This is a genomic window from Acidimicrobiales bacterium, assembly GCA_034521975.1.
Taxonomy (GTDB): domain Bacteria; phylum Actinomycetota; class Acidimicrobiia; order Acidimicrobiales; family SKKL01; genus SKKL01.
In genome coordinates this window covers 515761-534994 of record JAXHLR010000006.1, presented here as the reverse complement: position 1 = coordinate 534994, position 19234 = coordinate 515761, and the positions used below count along the sequence as shown (strand labels likewise).

Annotated in this window: 16 protein-coding genes and 3 tRNA genes; all 19 read left to right on the top strand. The window is 66.2% G+C overall.

Features of this window, described 5'->3' with window-relative positions; genetic code table 11:
- Positions 1-40 precede the first annotated feature (40 nt).
- The 19 genes from U5K29_12070 to tuf (U5K29_11980) all read left to right on the top strand — a co-directional run bounded on the left by U5K29_12070 (position 41) and on the right by tuf (U5K29_11980) (position 19228).
- A tRNA-Thr gene (locus U5K29_12070) sits at positions 41-116 on the top strand.
- 39 nt (positions 117-155) lie between these two features.
- Positions 156-232: transfer RNA gene (locus tag U5K29_12065), tRNA-Met, on the top strand.
- Positions 233-311: 79 nt separating this feature from the next.
- Positions 312-1502, top strand: a complete 1191-nt coding sequence (gene tuf, locus U5K29_12060; GenBank protein ID MDZ7679274.1) for an elongation factor Tu — start codon at positions 312-314, stop codon at positions 1500-1502.
- A gap of 38 nt (positions 1503-1540) precedes the next feature.
- Positions 1541-1705, top strand: coding sequence for a 50S ribosomal protein L33 (gene rpmG, locus U5K29_12055; protein ID MDZ7679273.1), 165 nt, complete (start codon positions 1541-1543; stop codon positions 1703-1705).
- A 217-nt stretch (positions 1706-1922) separates the two neighbouring features.
- Complete coding sequence (locus U5K29_12050) at positions 1923-2456, top strand: RNA polymerase sigma factor (protein ID MDZ7679272.1); 534 nt, start codon at positions 1923-1925, stop codon at positions 2454-2456.
- A 4-nt stretch (positions 2457-2460) separates the two neighbouring features.
- Complete coding sequence (locus tag U5K29_12045) at positions 2461-2796, top strand: hypothetical protein (GenBank protein MDZ7679271.1); 336 nt, start codon at positions 2461-2463, stop codon at positions 2794-2796.
- A gap of 94 nt (positions 2797-2890) precedes the next feature.
- Positions 2891-2963: transfer RNA gene (locus U5K29_12040), tRNA-Trp, on the top strand.
- 67 nt (positions 2964-3030) lie between these two features.
- Positions 3031-3336: a preprotein translocase subunit SecE gene (secE, locus tag U5K29_12035; GenBank protein ID MDZ7679270.1), complete on the top strand. Its 306-nt coding sequence runs from the start codon at positions 3031-3033 to the stop codon at positions 3334-3336.
- 197 nt (positions 3337-3533) lie between these two features.
- Positions 3534-4121, top strand: a complete 588-nt coding sequence (nusG, locus tag U5K29_12030; GenBank protein ID MDZ7679269.1) for a transcription termination/antitermination protein NusG — start codon at positions 3534-3536, stop codon at positions 4119-4121.
- A 139-nt stretch (positions 4122-4260) separates the two neighbouring features.
- On the top strand, positions 4261-4689 hold the full coding sequence (gene rplK, locus U5K29_12025; GenBank protein ID MDZ7679268.1) for a 50S ribosomal protein L11: 429 nt from the start codon (positions 4261-4263) through the stop codon (positions 4687-4689).
- Between the two features lie 71 nt (positions 4690-4760).
- Positions 4761-5468, top strand: a complete 708-nt coding sequence (gene rplA, locus U5K29_12020; GenBank protein MDZ7679267.1) for a 50S ribosomal protein L1 — start codon at positions 4761-4763, stop codon at positions 5466-5468.
- Between the two features lie 293 nt (positions 5469-5761).
- A complete protein-coding gene (gene rplJ, locus U5K29_12015; protein MDZ7679266.1) occupies positions 5762-6484 on the top strand; it encodes a 50S ribosomal protein L10 in 723 nt (240 codons plus the stop codon).
- A gap of 1 nt (position 6485) precedes the next feature.
- The gene (gene rplL / locus U5K29_12010; GenBank protein MDZ7679265.1) at positions 6486-6869 is read left to right on the top strand and encodes a 50S ribosomal protein L7/L12; all 384 of its coding nucleotides are present in this window, start codon (positions 6486-6488) and stop codon (positions 6867-6869) included.
- A gap of 366 nt (positions 6870-7235) precedes the next feature.
- Positions 7236-10838: a DNA-directed RNA polymerase subunit beta gene (locus tag U5K29_12005; protein MDZ7679264.1), complete on the top strand. Its 3603-nt coding sequence runs from the start codon at positions 7236-7238 to the stop codon at positions 10836-10838.
- A 10-nt stretch (positions 10839-10848) separates the two neighbouring features.
- Positions 10849-14784 (top strand): DNA-directed RNA polymerase subunit beta', encoded by a 3936-nt coding sequence (locus U5K29_12000; protein MDZ7679263.1) that lies wholly within the window; start codon positions 10849-10851, stop codon positions 14782-14784.
- 136 nt (positions 14785-14920) lie between these two features.
- Positions 14921-15292 (top strand): 30S ribosomal protein S12, encoded by a 372-nt coding sequence (gene rpsL, locus U5K29_11995; GenBank protein ID MDZ7679262.1) that lies wholly within the window; start codon positions 14921-14923, stop codon positions 15290-15292.
- 1 nt (position 15293) lies between these two features.
- Complete coding sequence (rpsG, locus tag U5K29_11990; GenBank protein ID MDZ7679261.1) at positions 15294-15764, top strand: 30S ribosomal protein S7; 471 nt, start codon at positions 15294-15296, stop codon at positions 15762-15764.
- A 123-nt stretch (positions 15765-15887) separates the two neighbouring features.
- Positions 15888-17972 carry an elongation factor G gene (gene fusA, locus U5K29_11985; protein ID MDZ7679260.1) on the top strand — a complete coding sequence of 695 codons (2085 nt, stop codon included), beginning with the start codon at positions 15888-15890 and terminating at the stop codon, positions 17970-17972.
- 65 nt (positions 17973-18037) lie between these two features.
- Positions 18038-19228 carry an elongation factor Tu gene (gene tuf / locus U5K29_11980; GenBank protein MDZ7679259.1) on the top strand — a complete coding sequence of 397 codons (1191 nt, stop codon included), beginning with the start codon at positions 18038-18040 and terminating at the stop codon, positions 19226-19228.
- Positions 19229-19234: the final 6 nt, after the last annotated feature.

Below are 19234 nucleotides of genomic sequence, written 5' to 3'. Positions count from 1 at the left end.
CAGAATGACGGGCCGGTTGCCGGGCTCGTCCCCGGTCACCGCCCCCTTAGCTCAGTCGGCAGAGCGTTTCCATGGTAAGGAAAAGGTCGACAGTTCGATTCTGTCAGGGGGCTCCAACCAGGGCCGGGCACCGCAAGGTGAGCGACCCTGGTCGAGGCGGCGTAGCTCAGTCGGTAAGAGCACTCGGCTCATAATCGAGGGGTCGTCGGTTCGAGTCCGACCGCCGCTACCAACCAGCATCAGATCACCACCGCGCTGGCTCCGGTCGGCGCACCAACCGCGTCCACCGTCCACCAACGGAGAGAAGCCCGATGGCGAAAGAGAAGTTTGATCGTTCGAAGCCGCATGTGAACATCGGGACGATGGGTCACATCGATCATGGGAAGACGACGTTGACGGCGGCGATCACCAAGGTGATGGCGGCCAAGGATCCGTCGCACAACTCGTTCACCGAGTTCGCGAACATCGACAAGGCGCCTGAGGAGCGTGAGCGGGGGATCACGATCAACATCGCGCATGTGGAGTATTCGACCGATAATCGGCATTACGCGCATGTGGACATGCCGGGGCACGCGGATTACATCAAGAACATGATCACCGGTGCTGCTCAGGTGGATGGGGCGATTCTGGTGGTGTCGGCGGCGGATGGTCCGATGCCTCAGACCCGTGAGCATGTGTTGTTGGCGCGTCAGGTGGGTGTGCCGGCGATCGTGGTGGCGTTGAACAAGGTCGACATGGTCGATGATGAGGAGTTGTTGGATCTGGTCGAGCTCGAGGTTCGGGAGTTGTTGACCGAGTACGAGTTCCCGGGTGATGACACGCCGGTGGTGAAGGTGTCGGCGCTCAAGGCCCTCGAGGGCGATGATGGGTCGACGGTGCAGGTGCAGGAGTTGATGGATGCGGTCGATTCGTTTGTGCCTGAGCCTGATCGTGATACCGATAAGCCGTTCTTGATGCCGATCGAGGATGTGTTCACGATCACGGGTCGTGGCACGGTGGTGACGGGCCGTATCGAGACGGGTGTGGTCCACACCGGTGATGAGATCGAGATCGTGGGGATCAAGCCGACGGTCAAGACGGTCTGTACTGGGGTGGAGATGTTCCGCAAGAGCCTGGATGAGGGGCGTGCGGGTGACAACGCGGGGATCTTGTTGCGGGGGACCAAGCGTGAGGATGTCGAGCGTGGTCAGGTGTTGGCCAAGCCGGGCAGTATCACGCCTCACACCGATTTCGAGGGTCAGGTGTATGTGTTGACCAAGGATGAGGGTGGTCGTCACAAGCCGTTCTTTTCGAACTATCGGCCTCAGTTCTATTTCCGGACCACTGATGTGACTGGTCACATCGAGTTGCCGGAGGGGACCGAGATGTGCATGCCGGGTGACAACACGACGATGAAGGTCGAGTTGATCGCTCCGATCGCGATGGATGAGGGGTTGCGGTTCGCGATCCGTGAGGGTGGACGTACCGTGGGCGCCGGCCGCGTCACCAAGATCATCAAGTAGCCCGCGCCGGCGGTGCGACGACAACCGAGGAGGCCGACATGGCCGGCAGTGACAAGCGAGTGCACGTGACCCTGGAGTGCCAGGAGTGCAAGCGCCGCAACTACATCACCACCAAGAACAAGACGAACCAGCGTGAGCGCATCGAGATGAAGAAGTACTGCCGTTGGGATCGCGCCCACACGCTGCACAAGGAGACCCGCTGAGCCGACGCGCTCTGCACTCCTGGGACGCCCGCTGCCACCGGTGGCGGGCGTTTCTTGCGCTTCGCCCCCTGAACGACGATCGTAGAGTGACACCGATCACCCCTGGAGCCTGATGCCGCGAGACCCTCATGTAACAGTGGGCCATCGGGCGAGGTCCGAACCCTACGAACCAGCGCTGATCACGTCGTTGGTCGATCGGGCCCGCTCGGGAGACCACGTGGCGTTCGAGGCGCTGGTCGAGGCGACCAACGCCGACACGTACACGCTTGCCTATCGGCTCACCGGGGACGAGGAGGACGCACGCGACGTGGTCCAGGAAACCTACCTGCGGGCCTACCGTGGACTGAGGAACTTCCGCGGCGATGCCCAGTTCAGCACCTGGCTCTACCGCATCACCGCGAACTGCGCCTCGACCCATCTCGGTCGCCGGACCAAGCACCGCCACGACGAGTTGGACGACGATGCTCCGTGGCCGGACGAGCGCCCCGAGATCGATCCCCAGCACCGAGCCGAGAACGAGGCGTTGCGCGGCCGATTGCGGGCTGCGATCGATCAGCTTCCGCCGAGGTTGAGGGCCGTGGTCGTGCTCCGCGACATCTACGACCTTCCCCACGACGCCATCGCCGCCGAGCTCGCCATCTCCGAGACCGCGGCCAAGGTGCGGCTCCATCGTGCCCGGCGCCGCCTGCGCGAAGCGCTCTATCCCGCCCACACCGCGGCCCGATCCGAGGAAGCGGCCAATGCGGTGTGAGCAGGTGGCCGACGAGCTCGCGGGGGTGGCAGACGGATCGGCGATCCTCGAGGAGCGTGGCCGTCGCCACGTCGAGCAGTGCTTGCGCTGCCAGGCCGATCTGGTGCACTACCGCCGGATCCTGCGAGCGATGCGGCTGATGCGCACCGAGGTGCTCGAGCCGGCACCGGGCCTGCTCCCCGAGGTGCTCGCCACCCTCGAGGAGGCGGGCGAACGCCACGCCATCCGACTCATGCTGTCGGGACGGCGTGCGGTGTATCTGGGGAGCCTGGCGGCGGCGACGGCCGCAGGTGCCGCGGGCGCCCTGGTGGTCGCGACCAGGCACCGCAAGGCCTCCTGACCCGAGGGGTGCCCCTACCGGTCGAGCCGGTCGCTTCGGGTGCCGGCTGGATGGGGTGGCGGGACGCAGTGCTAACCTGTCCTGATCACCCCCTAGGGCAGTAGCTCAATTGGCAGAGCATCGGTCTCCAAAACCGAAGGTTGGGGGTTCGATTCCCTCCTGCCCTGCTTGATGCGGCCTCCGTCGACGCCTTGGCGGTCGTGCCGTTGACTCCCACGAGAACAGGTCCCCGTCATGGCGATGAACCGAGAACAGAAGCGGATGATGCAGAAGCAGGGTCAGGTCGGCGCCGACGGCGCGCCGATCGCCCAGCCCAAGAATCAGCCGCGCCCCGGCCGCAGCCCCAAGGAACCTCGGACCTCGCCGGTCCAGTTCACCCGAGAGGTGCGGGGCGAGCTGCGCAAGGTGGCATGGCCCACCCGCGAGGAGGTCGTGCGTTTCTCGATCATCGTGCTCATCACCCTCATCGTGATGACCACCATGATCGCCCTGCTCGACTACGCCTTCGGCGAGTCCATCTTCTGGGTCATCGAACGATGAGCATCAACGACACGAACGAGCAGATGAGCGACGTGCCCACCGACGATGTGCCCACCGACGACGAGGGTGGCGCAGCCGCCATCTCCGGCGACGACAGCGCCGCGGAGTCCGCCGTCCCGCAGGAGGCCGCAGCAACCGCCGAGGACGCGGGCTCCCCGGACCCGGCCGGCGACGACGCCGCGACCGACGCCGAGGATCTGCTCGAGGAGGCTTCCCAGCCGCCGGCGGAGAGCCCCTATGACCGGCCCGGGCGTTGGTATGTCGTCCACACCCAGTCGGGGTACGAGAAGAAGGTCAAGCAGAACCTCGAAGCCCGGGCGACGTCGATGAACCTGGAGGATCGCATCCACGAGGTCGTCATCCCCATGGAGGACGTCGTCGAGGTCAAAAGCGGCAAGAAGGTCGTGGTCCAGAAGAAGATGTTCCCGGGGTATCTCCTGGTGCGCTGCGAGATGGACGACGACGCCTGGTACGTGATCCGCAACACGCCGGGCGTCACCGGGTTCGTCGGGCAGGGCGCCAAGCCCTCGCCGCTTCCTCGCCGCGACGTCGAGTCGTTCCTCGCCGTGAAGGTCGAGGGCGAGGAAGCCGCGCCCAAGCGGGGCAAGCCCCGCCTCGAGTACGAGATGGGCGAGACCGTCCGGGTCAAGGAAGGCCCCTTCGCCGACTTCTCCGGCGAGGTCGTCGAGATCAACGAGGACCAGCTCAAGGTCAAGGTGCTGGTCAACATCTTCGGTCGTGAGACCCCCGTCGAGCTGGAGTTCTCCCAGATCGCCAAGCTGTAGCCGCCCACGCCTTGGTCGCCCGGTCGCCGGGTTGCCAGGCGAGCGGGTCCTACGGCAGACTTGTCCGTCCCCCGATCCCGGGGGGTTGTCGTTGCGTGCCGTCATCAGGCGGCCCCGTCCCAGGTAGAGGAAGTCCCCCGTGGCCAAGAAGAAGGTTCTCGCGGTCGTCAAGATCCAGATCCCCGCCGGCGGGGCAACGCCCGCGCCTCCGGTCGGTACCGCGCTCGGTCCCCACGGCGTGGCCATCATGGACTTCTGCAAGGACTACAACGCCCAGACCGAGGCCCAGCGGGGCACGATCATCCCGGTCGAGATCACCGTGTTCGAGGATCGGTCGTTCACCTTCATCACCAAGACCCCGCCCACGCCGGTGCTGTTGCGAGAGGCTGCCGGGGTCGAGAAGGGCGCGCAGGTTCCGGGCAAGGAAGGCGTTGGCACGATCACCGACGCCCAGCTCACCGAGATCGCCGAGACCAAGCTGCCCGACCTCACCGCCAACGATCTCGAGGCCGCGAAGCTCCAGATCGCCGGCACCGCCCGGTCGATGGGCATCACCGTCGAGGGCTGAGCCCTCGGCTTCACATCCGAGTGCGCGCCGGGAGGACCTCGCCCAGCCGCCACGATCCTGAGGGAGCCAGCATGGCGAAAGGCAAGAAGTACACCGACGCAGCCAGGCGTTTCGACCGCGACCGTCAACACTCGGCGGCCGAGGCCATCGACCTGGCCAAGCAGCTTGCGAGCGCTGCGTTCGACGAGACCGTCGAGCTGGCGATCCGGCTCGGCGTCGACCCTCGCAAGGCAGAGCAGATGGTGCGCGGCACCGTGGCGTTGCCGTCGGGCACCGGCACGGACGTTCGCGTCGCCGTGTTCGCCCAGGGCGATGCGGCCGTCGCCGCCCGCGAGGCCGGTGCCGATCACGTCGGTGCCGACGACCTCGCCGAGCAGGTCGAGGGAGGCATGCTCGACTTCGACGTGGCCATCGCCACTCCCGATCTGATGCCCCAGGTCGGCAAGCTCGGCCGTGTGCTCGGTCCGCGGGGCCTGATGCCAAACCCCAAGACCGGCACGGTCACCACCGATGTCGCCAAGGCGGTCGAGGAGTTCAAGGGCGGCAAGGTCGAGTATCGAACCGATCGCCGCGGCAACGTTCACGTGCCCATCGGCAAGGTCTCGTTCGACGCGGACGCCCTGATGGCCAACCTCAACGCGGTCACCGACGAGTTGAACCGTGCCAAGCCGGCGTCGTCCAAGGGCCGCTACTTCCGCAAGATCACCGTCGCCACCACGATGGGCCCAGGCATCAAGGTCGATCCGGGCCGTCTCAAGCCCGACGAGGTCGCGGCCTGAGCCCCGGCCCGCGGTTCGCCCGCCACGGTCGACATCGGCTACCCTGACCCGCCTGTACCGGCCCAGCACGAACGGGCCGCACAACCGAATCTCGACTCGCCGTAGACCTCCGGTGTGCACAGGCCCTCGGGCCCCAGCACTGAAAGGGCCCCAGGGCCCGCCCGATGAGGCGGACACCTCCAACCACGGGGCGCCCGCGCATGTCTGCAGCGAGCGCCCCGTCGCCGTTTCCGAGCGGAGCAGCGACACCGACCGGCCGGTTCCGGCCCCGACAGGAAAGAAAGGAGGTGCAGATGGAGAACCCACGACCCGAGAAGGTCGCGGTGGTCGACGAGGTCAAGACCCGGCTCACCGAGTCCGATGCGGTGCTGCTCACCGAGTACCGCGGTCTCAACGTCTCGGCGATCTCCCAGCTGCGCCGGGCGCTGCGTGCCGCCGGTGGCGACTACAAGATCTACAAGAACTCGCTGGTGGGCTTCGCCGTCCGCGAGCTGGACCTCGACATCGAGGACCTGCTCACCGGGCCGACCGCGATGGCCTTCGTCACGACCAACCCCGATGGCTCACCAGGCGACGCGGTGACCGTGGCCAAGGCGCTGCGCGACTTCGGCCGCACCAACCCCAACCTGGTGGTCAAGGGCGGACTGCTCGGCGAGGCGATCCTCTCCGCGGACGATGCCAAGGCACTGGCCGAGATCGCTCCCCGAGAAGAGCTGCTGGCCCGCCTCGCCGGGGGACTGGCGGCACCGATGGTCCAGTTCGCCGGGCTGCTCCAAGCCCTGCCGCGCAACTTCGCCTACGGCCTCGCGGCACTGATCGAACAGGGTGGCGCTTCCGGCGCACCGACCGACACCGCCGAGGCCCCGGCTGCAACCGCCGAGACCGACGCACCGACCGACACCGCCGACGCCCCGGCTGCAACCGCCGAGACCGACGCACCGACCGACACCGCCGAGGCCCCCGAGCCAGGCACCGACGCGGCCGCCGAGGCCGACGAGACTCCTGAGGAGAACTGAAATGGCAACCAAGGAAGAGATCCTCGACACGATCTCCAACATGACCGTCCTCGAGCTGAGCGAACTGCTCACCGAGTTCGAGGAGCGCTTCGGTGTCAGCGCGGCCGCACCGGTGGCCGTCGCTGCTGCCGGCGCTCCGGCCGGCGGCGGAGACGGCGAAGCCGCCGAGGAGCAGGACGAGTTCGACGTCGTCCTCACCGAGGCCGGCGACAAGAAGATCCAGGTGATCAAGGAGGTCCGGACACTGACCAACCTGGGCCTGAAGGAAGCCAAGGATCTGGTCGACAACGCTCCCAAGCCCATCCTCGAGAAGGCGTCGAAGGAAGATGCCGACAAGGCCAAGGAGGCCCTCGAGGCCGCCGGCGGCACCGTCGAGCTCAAGTAGTCACGCCGCGACCCATCGGGTCGCCTCGGTCAGCCCACCCGCCCGGCCCTTCGTGGTCGGGCGGGTGCGCGCCCGATCGATCCACGCTGCTGGCCGGGACTCGACACACAATCGCAACTGCGGAAGGCTTGACCCTCGCAGCAGTGGGCTTTACCCTCCACGGGAATTGCACTAGGCCCTGAATCCTCGGGTCTCATCCGGCTCCGCCCCGACCTCGATTCGGCGCGGGTTGACCGTTGGCGTGTGTCCTCGATAGGATCACTGGTTGCCGTGCACGCCTGCCTGCTCCCCGTTTTCTCGCGGTGAGCCATTCGCGCCCCTGCTCGGCGTTCCCGCCTGCGCCTCACCCCGCCTGAGGAGTCGTCCTTGTCCTCCCGCTCCACCGCCCGGGCCCGGTACTCGTTCGCGAACCTCGACGAGGTTCTCGAACTGCCGGACCTCATCGCCATCCAGCGTTCGTCCTTCGAGTGGTTCCTGAACCACGGGCTCGCCGAGACCTTCGCCGACATCAGCCCGATCAAGGACTTCACCGAAGCCCTGCAGCTTGAGCTCGAGTTCGACCCCGACGATGAGGACCTGCGGCCACCGCCGAAGTTCTCGGTCGACGAGTGCAAAGAGAAGGACATGACCTACAGCGCGCCGATCTTCGTGCGCGCCCGATTCATGAACTCCTCCACCGGCGAGATCAAGGAGCAGACGGTCTTCATGGGCGACTTCCCCATGATGACCGACAAGGGCACCTTCGTGATCAACGGCACCGAGCGGGTGGTGGTGTCCCAGCTGGTTCGCTCGCCGGGCGTCATCTTCCAGCCCGGTGAGCGGTTCCGCCTGCGGAACCTGACCAAGCACCAGCTGGTCACCGGTACCATCCACCCCTACCGCGGCGAGTGGATCGAGTTCGACGTCGAGCAGAAGCCGGGCAAGGACGTCACCGCCGGCACCCGCGTCGCCCGCAAACGTCGTCTCAGCCTGTTCACGCTGCTCCGTGCGCTGGGCTTCGACGAGGAGAGCCACCCCGGGTTCCTCGACAACTACGTCCGCCACTTCGACTTCCTCGAGGGTCAGTGGGAGAAGGACCGCGAGCTGGCTCCCACCCAGGACGAGTCCCTGGTCGAGATCTACAAGCGGGCCCGTCCCGGCGAGCCCCCTTCGGTCGAGTCGGCCCGCGCCTACTTCAAGAACGCCTTCTTCGAGAGCCGTCGCTACGACCTGTCGCGGGTCGGCCGCTACAAGCTCAACCGCAAACTCGGCTCCGAGCTCGACAAGATCGAGCAGCTGTTCGGCCTCACCCTCGAGCGGCCCGAGCCCGACCAGTCGGTGCTCACCCCGGCCGAGATCCTCGCCACCACGACCTATCTGCTGAACCTGGTCAACGCCGAGCCGGGCTACCGACTCGACGACCAGGACCACTTCGCCAACCGGCGGATCCGCTCGGTCGGCGAGCTCATCCAGAACCAGGTCCGCATCGGTCTGTCCCGCATGGAGCGGGTGGTGCGCGAGCGCATGACCACCCAGGACGTCGAGGCCATCACACCCCAGACGCTGATCAACATCCGCCCGGTGGTCGCGTCGATCAAGGAGTTCTTCGGCACCAGCCAGCTCTCCCAGTTCATGGACCAGGTGAACCCCCTGTCGGGGCTCACCCACCGCCGCCGCCTCTCGGCGCTCGGCCCTGGTGGCCTGTCCCGCGAGCGTGCCGGCTTCGAGGTCCGCGACGTCCACTTCAGCCACTACGGCCGCATGTGCCCGATCGAGACCCCGGAGGGCCCCAACATCGGGCTCATCGGAGCGCTCAGCTCCTATGCGCGGGTGAACGCCTTCGGCTTCATCGAATCGCCGTACCGCAAGGTGGTCAACGGCAAGGTCACCGACGAGGTCGTCTACCTCGCGGCCGACGAGGAAGAGGAGTACGTGGTCGCACAGGCCAACGCTCCCCTCAACCCCGACGGCACCTTCCGCAACGAGCGGGTGCTGGTGCGCCGTTCACCACAGGCGGCGACCCTCGGCGAGCTCAAGCTGCAGCTCGAGCGCGACGTCTTCTTCGGTGCCACCACCGAGATCTCGTCGGTCGCGCCCGAAGAGGTCCAGCTCATGGACGTCTCGCCCAAGCAGATCGTGTCGGTCGCGGCGGCGCTCATCCCCTTCCTCGAACACGACGACGCCAACCGCGCCCTCATGGGGGCGAACATGCAGCGCCAGGCGGTCCCGCTCGTCAAGGCCGAGGCGCCCTACATCGGCACCGGCATCGAGGGCATCGCGGCCCGTGACGCCGGTGACATGGTCCTGGCCGAGGACGACGGCTCGGTGGTCGAGGTCGACGGCAAGGCCATCACCGTCGACTACAAGGGCGGTCGCAAGAAGATCCACCGCATGCTCAAGTTCGAGCGCTCCAACCAGGACACCTGCATCAGCCAAAGGCCCCGGGTCGCCCTCGGCGACAAGGTGAAGAAGGGCGACCTGCTCGCCGATGGTCCCTCGACCGAGCACGGCGAGCTGGCGCTCGGCAAGAACCTCCTCGTGGCCTTCATGTCGTGGGAGGGCTACAACTTCGAGGACGCCATCATCCTCTCCGAGCGCCTGGTGCGCGACGACGTGCTGACATCGATCCACATCCACGAGCACGAGATCGATGCTCGCGACACCAAGCTCGGTCCCGAGGAGATCACCCGCGACATCCCGAACCTCTCCGACGAGATCCTGGCCGATCTCGACGAGCGTGGCATCATCCGCATCGGTGCCGAGGTCAACGCCGGCGACGTGCTGGTCGGCAAGGTCACCCCCAAGGGCGAGACCGAGCTCACCCCCGAAGAGCGTCTGCTGCGCGCCATCTTCGGCGAGAAGGCCCGTGAGGTGCGCGACACCTCGCTCAAGGTGCCCCACGGCGAGACCGGAAAGGTCATCGACGTCAAGGTCTTCAACCGCGACGACGGCGACGAGCTGCCCCCCGGGGTCAACCAGCTCGTTCGGGTCTATGTCGCCCAGAAGCGCAAGATCAGCGTCGGCGACAAGCTCGCGGGGCGCCACGGCAACAAGGGCGTCATCTCCCGCATCCTGCCGGTCGAGGACATGCCCTTCATGGCCGACGGCACCCCGGTCGACATCCTGCTCAACCCCCTCGGCGTGCCATCCCGCATGAACGTGGGTCAGGTGCTCGAAGCCCACCTCGGCTACGCCGCCCGCTGGGGCTGGGACCTGTCCGGCGACGGCAAGATCGACGTCGGCGAGGAGCCGGTGCGGGGCACCGAGAACAAGACCCGCACCAACACGCCACCGTCGACGCTGGTCGCCACGCCGGTGTTCGACGGCGCCAAGTACGACGAGGAGGTGGACGCGGGCAAGCATCCGACGATCCAGAAGATCTTCGCTGCGCTGCACCCCGAGTCCACCGACGAGCGCTACGGCGACGGCGGTCGTCTGATCGGCACCGACGGCAAGGCCATGCTCTATGACGGCCGTACCGGAGAGGCCTTCGACAACCCCATCACCGTGGGCTTCATGTACATCATCAAGCTGGCCCACCTGGTCGACGACAAGATCCACGCTCGTTCGACCGGCCCGTACTCGATGATCACCCAGCAGCCCCTCGGCGGTAAGGCCCAGTTCGGTGGCCAGCGCTTCGGCGAGATGGAGGTGTGGGCCCTCGAGGCCTACGGCGCCGCGTACTGCCTCCAGGAGCTGCTCACCATCAAGTCCGACGATGTCCTCGGCCGGGTGAAGGTCTATGAGGCCATCGTCAAGGGCGAGAACATCCCCGAGCCGGGCATCCCCGAGAGCTTCAAAGTTCTCATCAAGGAGATGCAGGCGCTGTGTCTCAACGTCGAGGTCTTGTCGACCACCGGCGAAGAGATCGAGATGCGCGAGCTCGACGAAGACATCTTCCGCACCGCCGAGGAGCTGGGCATCGACCTGTCCCGCCCCGAGCGCGGCAGCGACGAAGAAGACGCCCGCCGTCAGGCCGAGCGGGGCTGAGGAGACACACATGCTCGATGTCAACAACTTCGACCAGCTTCGGATCGGACTCGCCACCGCGGACTCGATCCGCACCTGGTCCAACGGTGAGGTCAAGAAGCCCGAGACCATCAACTACCGCACGCTCAAGCCCGAGAAGGACGGCTTGTTCTGCGAGAAGATCTTCGGTCCCACCAAGGACTGGGAGTGCTACTGCGGCAAGTACAAGCGAGTGCGCTTCAAGGGGATCATCTGCGAGCGCTGCGGTGTCGAGGTCACCCGCTCCAAGGTCCGGCGCGAGCGCATGGGCCACATCGAGCTGGCGGCGCCCGCGTGTCACATCTGGTACCTGCGGGGCACCCGCTCGTGGCTGGCGTACCTGCTCATGGGCACCACGCCTCGTGAGGAGCTCAAGGCCAAGCAGCTCGAGAAGGTCATCTACTTCGCCGCCAACCTGGTCACCTGGGTCGACGAGGACCGCCGCCACGAGGACCTCCCCAACCTCGAGGCCGAGCTCGTCGGCGAGCGCGAAGCGATCGAGCGCGAGCGCGAACTGGAGCTGGCCCGCATCGGCGAAGCCCTCGAGGGCGAGATCGCCCAGCTCGAGTCCGAGGGCGCCAAGGAAGCCGACCTGAAGGCGCGCCAGCGCGCCGCCGACAAGGAGATGGCAGCGGTCCGCGAGCGCTACGACCTCGAGCTCGAGATGGTCCAGCGGGCCTTCGACGAGTTCAAGGACCTCTTCGCTCGCAAGATCATCGAGGACGAGATGCTGTGGCGCGAGCTGGCGGACCGCTACGGCGAGTACTTCGAGGGCGGCATGGGTGCCGAGATCATCAAGTCGCTCATCGACCGCATCGACTTCGACGAAGAGGAGATCAAGCTCCGCGCCGCCATCGATCCTCAGGATGGTCAGCGTCCGCTGTCGGCCCAGCGCAAGCAGAAGGCCATCAAGCGCCTCAAGATCGTCACCGCGTTCAACCGTCGCGACGACCAGGGCCGCCGGGTCAACGACCCCAAGGCCATGATCCTCGACGTCGTGCCGGTCATCCCGCCCGAGCTGCGCCCCATGGTCCAGCTCGACGGTGGTCGCTTCGCCACCTCCGATCTCAACGACCTGTACCGGCGGGTCATCAACCGCAACAACCGCCTCAAGCGCCTGCTCGACCTCGGTGCTCCCGAGATCATCGTGAACAACGAGAAGCGCATGCTGCAGGAAGCGGTCGACGCCCTGTTCGACAACGGACGTCGCGGTCGCCCGGTCACCGGTCCCGGCAACCGCCCGCTCAAGTCGCTGTCCGACATGTTGAAGGGCAAGCAGGGCCGGTTCCGCCAGAACCTGCTCGGCAAGCGGGTCGACTACTCGGGCCGTTCGGTCATCGTGGTCGGCCCCACCCTGCGCCTGCACCAGTGCGGGCTGCCCAAGCTGATGGCGCTCGAGCTGTTCAAGCCCTTCGTCATGAAGAAGCTCGTCGACCAGGAGCTGGCCCAGAACATCAAGTCGGCCAAGCGCATGGTCGAGCGGCGCCGTTCGCAGGTGTGGGACGTCCTCGAGGACGTCATCCAGGAGCATCCGGTGATGCTCAACCGGGCGCCCACGCTCCACCGCCTCGGCATCCAGGCCTTCGAGCCGGTGCTGGTCGAGGGCAAGGCCATCCAGATCCATCCACTGGTCTGCACCGCGTTCAACGCCGACTTCGACGGCGACCAGATGGCGGTCCACCTGCCGCTGTCGGCCGAAGCCCAGGCCGAGGCTCGCGTGCTCATGCTGTCGGCCAACAACGTGTTGTCGCCGGCTCACGGCCGGACCCTGGTCACGCCGAGCCAGGACATGATCATCGGTGCCTACTACCTCACCGAGAAGGTCGAGGGCGCCACCGGTGAGGGTCAGGTGTTCCGCAACCTGCACGAGCTCGAGCGGGCCTACGAAGCCGGCGAGGTGTCGATCCACGCCGAGATCCAGTGGCGTGATCCTGCCGTCGCCGTCATCGCCGAAGACGGCACCCGCACCTACCTCACCACCACCGTCGGTCGGGTGCTGTTCAACAAGATGCTTCCCGACGACTTCGGCTTCGTCAACGAGACGATGCGCAAGAAGCAGGTCGGCGAGATCGTCGACCGGTTGGCCAACGACTACCCCAAGGCCGCGGTGGCCACGAGCCTCGACGCCATCAAGGACGCCTGCTTCCACTACGCCGCCAAGTCGGGTCTGACCGTGTCGATCGACGACGTCAAGACCCCGGTCGAGAAGGCGGCGATCCTCGAGTACCACGAGGCCGAGGCCGACAAGATCGAGACCCAGTTCCGCCGGGGCATCATCACCGACGGAGAGCGCCGCCAGAAGGAGGTCGAGATCTGGAACGACGCCACCGACCAGGTCCGCACCGCGATGGAGGTCGGACTCAAGGCCGAGCACTTCAACCCCATCGACATGATGGTCGGGTCCGGTGCCCGGGGGAACATGGTCCAGGTCCGCCAGATCGCAGGCATGCGTGGCCTGGTGGCCAACCCCCGTGGTGACATGATCCCCCGTCCCATCAAGAGCAACTTCCGCGAGGGCCTGGCGATGCTCGAGTACTTCATCGCCACGCCTGGTGCACGCAAGGGTCTGGTCGACACCGCGCTGCGTACCGCCGACTCGGGGTACCTCACCCGCCGGCTGGTCGATGTCGCCCAGGAACTGATCATCCGCGAGCGCGACTGCGCGGTCGAGGGTGAGCCGATCCGGGGCGTCTGGCTCGACAACGTCGAGGCGGACACCGCCAACAAGCGGAACTATCTCGAGACCCGGATGTTCGGTCGCACCCTCGCGGCCGACGTCACCCTGTCCGATGGCACCGTGGTCCCCACCGACACCGAGATCGGCGACGAGGAGCTCGACCTCATCCGCGACGATCCCGAGGTCACTCGGGTGCGGCTGCGGTCGGTGCTCACCTGCCGGGCCGAGTTCGGGGTGTGTGCGCTCTGCTACGGCCGATCGCTGGCCACCGGCAAGACCATCGAGCTCGGTGAGGCGGTCGGTGTCATCGCCGCTCAGTCCATCGGCGAGCCGGGCACCCAGCTCACCATGCGGACCTTCCACACCGGCGGCATCGCCGCCGGCGGCGACATCGCCGGTGGTCTGCCTCGTGTGGTCGAGCTGTTCGAGGCTCGCAGCCCCAAGGGCAAGGCAACCCTCGCCCGCATCTCGGGCGTGGTCCGCATCGCCGACGACGAAGGCAGGGGTCGGACCGTCACCATCGTCGGTGACGACGGGACCGAGGACAGCTACCTCATCCCCAACCTGGCTCGGCTCGAGGTCAAGGAGGGCGACACGATCGAGGCCGGCGACGCCCTCGTCGAGGGTCCCCGAGATCCCAAGGAGCTGCTCGAGATCAAGGGCGTGCGCGACACCCAGCTCTACCTCGTCGAAGAGGTCCAGAAGGTCTACCGCGACCAGGGCGTGTCGATCGCCGACAAGCACATCGAGCTGATCGTGCGTCAGATGACCCGGCGGGTCGCGGTGCAGGAGCCGGGTGAGTCGGGCTTTCTGCCGGGCGAGCGGGTCGACCAGAAGTCCTACGCCGACACCAACCGCATGCTGGTGCAGGAGGGCAAGGTGGCGGCGGAGGGCCGTCCCGAGCTCATGGGCATCACCAAGGCGTCCCTTGCCACCGACTCGTGGCTGTCGGCGGCGTCGTTCCAGGAGACCACCCGTGTCCTCACCGAGGCCGCCATCGAGTCGCGTTCCGACTCGCTGCTCGGGCTCAAGGAGAACATCATCATCGGCAAGCTGATCCCTGCCGGCACCGGGCTCCCGCTCTACCGCGACATCGAGACCAATGCTCCGGACTACCAGCCGATGGAGTACTACTCCTCCGACGGCGAGGAGCAAGACCTCGCCGAGTGGCTGGCCGAAGGTGCCGAGGCGCTCGAAGGCGAAGGGGCCGACGTCATCTCGTTGCCGTCGATCGACGAGCCGGCCAGCTAGCACCGCCCTTGGCATCCCTGGTGGCTGCGGCTGCCGGGGTTTGCCACCTTTTCCCCCACCCCCCTAAGATGGACAGTCGGCCCAAGGCGCCCCGTCGCGCCGTGGCCCTGTCCGAGGAGCTTCGAGAGGTTCATCTGTGCCCACCATCCAGCAGCTGGTCCGCAAGGGCCGCCAGTCCAAGCCCGAGAAGGGCAAGACACCAGCGCTGAAGGGCGCGCCCCAGCGGCGCGGCGTCTGCACCCGCGTCTACACCTCCACCCCGAAGAAGCCCAACTCAGCCCTGCGCAAGGTTGCCCGCGTGCGCCTCAGCACCGGGATCGAGGTCACCGCCTACATCCCCGGCGAGGGCCACAACCTCCAGGAGCACTCGATCGTGTTGATCCGCGGAGGTCGGGTGCGCGACCTCCCCGGTGTTCGCTACAAGATCGTGCGCGGGACCCTCGACACCTCCGGGGTCCGCGACCGCAAACAGGCCCGTAGTCGCTACGGCGCGAAGAAGGACAACTGAGATGCCCAGAAAGGGTCCCGCCCCCCGCCGCGAGCTCATGCCCGATCCCATCTACCGGTCGGTGCTGGTCACCCAGATCGTGAACAAGGTCCTCCAGCGCGGCAAGCGCTCACGGGCCGAGCGGATCGTCTACGACGCGTTGGCCATCGTCGAGGAGAAGACCGGCGCAGAGCCGCTGGCCGCCCTCAAGCGGGCGATCGACAACATCAAGCCCCAGCTCGAGGTCCGCAGCCGCCGGGTCGGTGGTGCCACCTACCAGGTGCCGGTCGAGGTGCGTCCCCGTCGGGCCAACACCCTCGCCATCCGCTGGATCGTCGGCTACTCCCGCCAGCGTCGCGAACGCAGCATGGCCGAGCGTCTGGCCGCCGAGATCCTCGACGCTTCCAACGGCGTCGGTGCGGCGGTCAAGCGTCGAGAAGATCTCCACAAGATGGCCGAAGCCAACAAGGCCTTCGCCCACTACCGCTGGTAGACGGCGACCGGCCCGGCCACCGCCGGTTGCTCGGCCCGGTTCGTCCGATCGTGCCGCGACGCTGCTGACGGTACCTCCCTTCCACTCCGCCACCCGCCTCCGCCCGAGCAGAGAGCCCTCACCATGACGACGCGAACTCACTCCCTCGACAAGACCCGCAACATCGGCATCATGGCCCACATCGACGCGGGCAAGACCACCACCACCGAGCGGATCCTGTACTACACCGGTCGCGGCTACAAGATCGGCGAGGTGCACGACGGCGCGGCGACCATGGACTGGATGGTCCAGGAGCAGGAGCGGGGCATCACCATCACCTCGGCGGCCACCACCGCCATGTGGAACGACACCCGGATCAACATCATCGACACGCCGGGCCACGTCGACTTCACCGTCGAGGTCGAGCGTTCGCTGCGGGTGCTCGACGGCGCCGTCGCCGTGTTCGACGGTGTCGCCGGTGTCGAGCCCCAGACCGAGACGGTGTGGCGCCAGGCCAACAAGTACGGCGTGCCCCGCATCTGCTTCATCAACAAGATGGACCGCATGGGGGCCGACTTCTACGCGGCCGAGGAGAGCATTCGCGACCGCCTCGATGCCACCACCGCGGTGGTGCAGCTCCCGATCGGTGCCGAGGGCCACTACAGGGGCGTCATCGACCTGCTCGAGATGCAAGCCCTCGTGTGGCACGACGAAGAGCTCGGTGCCAAGTGGGACATCGTCGACATCCCCTCCGAGCTGGTCGACGAGGCCGAGGAGTGGCGACAGAAGCTCATCGACGTGGTCTCCCAGTTCGACGAGGAGATCCTCGAGAAGTTCGTCGGAGACGAGGCGATCACCGCCGCCGACCTGCGTCGGGCCATCCGGTCCGGCACCATCGCCAACGAGTTCGTGCCGGTGATGAACGGGTCGGCGTTCAAGAACAAGGGCGTCCAGCCACTGCTCGACGCCGTCGTCGACTATCTCCCATCGCCACTCGATCTCCCGCCCATCGAGGGCATCAACCTCAAAGGTGACGAGCACCTCCAGCGCAAGGCCTCTGACGACGAGCCGTTCTCGGCCCTGGCGTTCAAGATCGTGGCCGACCCCCACGGCAAGCTCACCTACTTCCGGGTGTACTCGGGCAAGCTCGAGAAGGGCGAGACCGTGCTCAACGCCCGCACCGGCAAGAAGGAGCGCGTGGGCCGTATCGTCGAGATGCACGCCAACGACCGCGAGGACAAAGACGCCGTGTTCGCCGGCCACATCGTGGCCGGAATCGGGTTCAAGGACACCCGCACCGGCGACACCTTGTGCGACCCCGGCCACCCGATCGTGCTCGAGCAGCTCGAGTTCCCCGAGCCGGTCATTCACGTCGCGGTCGAGCCCAAGACCAAGGCCGACCAGGACAAGCTGGCCAAGGCGCTGTTCTCGCTCTCCGAAGAGGACCCCACCTTCCAGGTGCGCACCGACGAGGAGACCGGCCAGACCGTCATCTCGGGCATGGGCGAGCTCCACCTCGAGGTGCTGGTCGACCGCATGTTGCGCGAGTTCAACGTCGACGCCACCGTCGGCAAGCCCCAGGTCGCCTATCGCGAGACCATCGTCAACACCGTCGAGAAGTCGACCTACACCCACAAGAAGCAGACTGGTGGGTCCGGGCAGTTCGCCGAGGTCGAGATCACCATGGAACCCACCGGGCCCGGTGGTGGCTATGAGTTCATCGACAAGATCACCGGTGGCCGCATCCCGAAGGAGTACATCCCTTCGGTCGACGCCGGCATCCAGGAGTCGCTGAGTGCGGGTGTCCTCGCCGGGTACCCCACCGTCGACGTCCGCGTCACCCTCACCGACGGCAAGTACCACGACGTCGACTCCTCGGAGATGGCGTTCAAGATCGCCGGGGTCATGGCGTTCAAGGAAGCTGCCCGCAAGGCCAAGCCGGTGCTGCTCGAACCGATCATGAAGGTCGAGGTCGTCACTCCCGAGGACTACCTCGGCGACGTCATGGGCGACCTCTCGGCTCGCCGGGGCAAGTTGGCCGGCACCGAGCAGCGCGGCACCAGCCAGGTCATCACCGCCGAGGTCCCGCTGTCGGAGATGTTCGGCTACGCTACCGACCTGCGTTCACGGACCCAGGGCCGGGCCCAGTACACGATGCAGTTCGACTCGTACCAGCAGATGCCCCAGACGGTCCAGGAAGAGATCGTCGCTCGAGTTCGCGGCGAGTAGTTCCGCACACATCCCCCCGTACCCTCCTCCAGGCACGTTTTCAGAAAGGTCTCCAGGGAAATCCGATGGCGAAAGAGAAGTTTGATCGTTCGAAGCCGCATGTGAACATCGGGACGATGGGTCACATCGATCATGGGAAGACGACGTTGACGGCGGCGATCACCAAGGTGATGGCGGCCAAGGATCCGTCGCACAACTCGTTCACCGAGTTCGCGAACATCGACAAGGCGCCTGAGGAGCGTGAGCGGGGGATCACGATCAACATCGCGCATGTGGAGTATTCGACCGATAATCGGCATTACGCGCATGTGGACATGCCGGGGCACGCGGATTACATCAAGAACATGATCACCGGTGCTGCTCAGGTGGATGGGGCGATTCTGGTGGTGTCGGCGGCGGATGGTCCGATGCCTCAGACCCGTGAGCATGTGTTGTTGGCGCGTCAGGTGGGTGTGCCGGCGATCGTGGTGGCGTTGAACAAGGTCGACATGGTCGATGATGAGGAGTTGTTGGATCTGGTCGAGCTCGAGGTTCGGGAGTTGTTGACCGAGTACGAGTTCCCGGGTGATGACACGCCGGTGGTGAAGGTGTCGGCGCTCAAGGCCCTCGAGGGCGATGATGGGTCGACGGTGCAGGTGCAGGAGTTGATGGATGCGGTCGATTCGTTTGTGCCTGAGCCTGATCGTGATACCGATAAGCCGTTCTTGATGCCGATCGAGGATGTGTTCACGATCACGGGTCGTGGCACGGTGGTGACGGGCCGTATCGAGACGGGTGTGGTCCACACCGGTGATGAGATCGAGATCGTGGGGATCAAGCCGACGGTCAAGACGGTCTGTACTGGGGTGGAGATGTTCCGCAAGAGCCTGGATGAGGGGCGTGCGGGTGACAACGCGGGGATCTTGTTGCGGGGGACCAAGCGTGAGGATGTCGAGCGTGGCCAGGTGTTGGCCAAGCCGGGCAGTATCACGCCTCACACCGATTTCGAGGGTCAGGTGTATGTGTTGACCAAGGATGAGGGTGGTCGTCACAAGCCGTTCTTTTCGAACTATCGGCCTCAGTTCTATTTCCGGACCACCGATGTGACTGGTCACATCGAGTTGCCGGAGGGGACCGAGATGTGCATGCCGGGTGACAACACGACGATGAAGGTCGAGTTGATCGCTCCGATCGCGATGGATGAGGGGTTGCGGTTCGCGATCCGTGAGGGTGGACGTACCGTGGGCGCCGGCCGCGTCACCAAGATCATCAAGTAGAGGCTG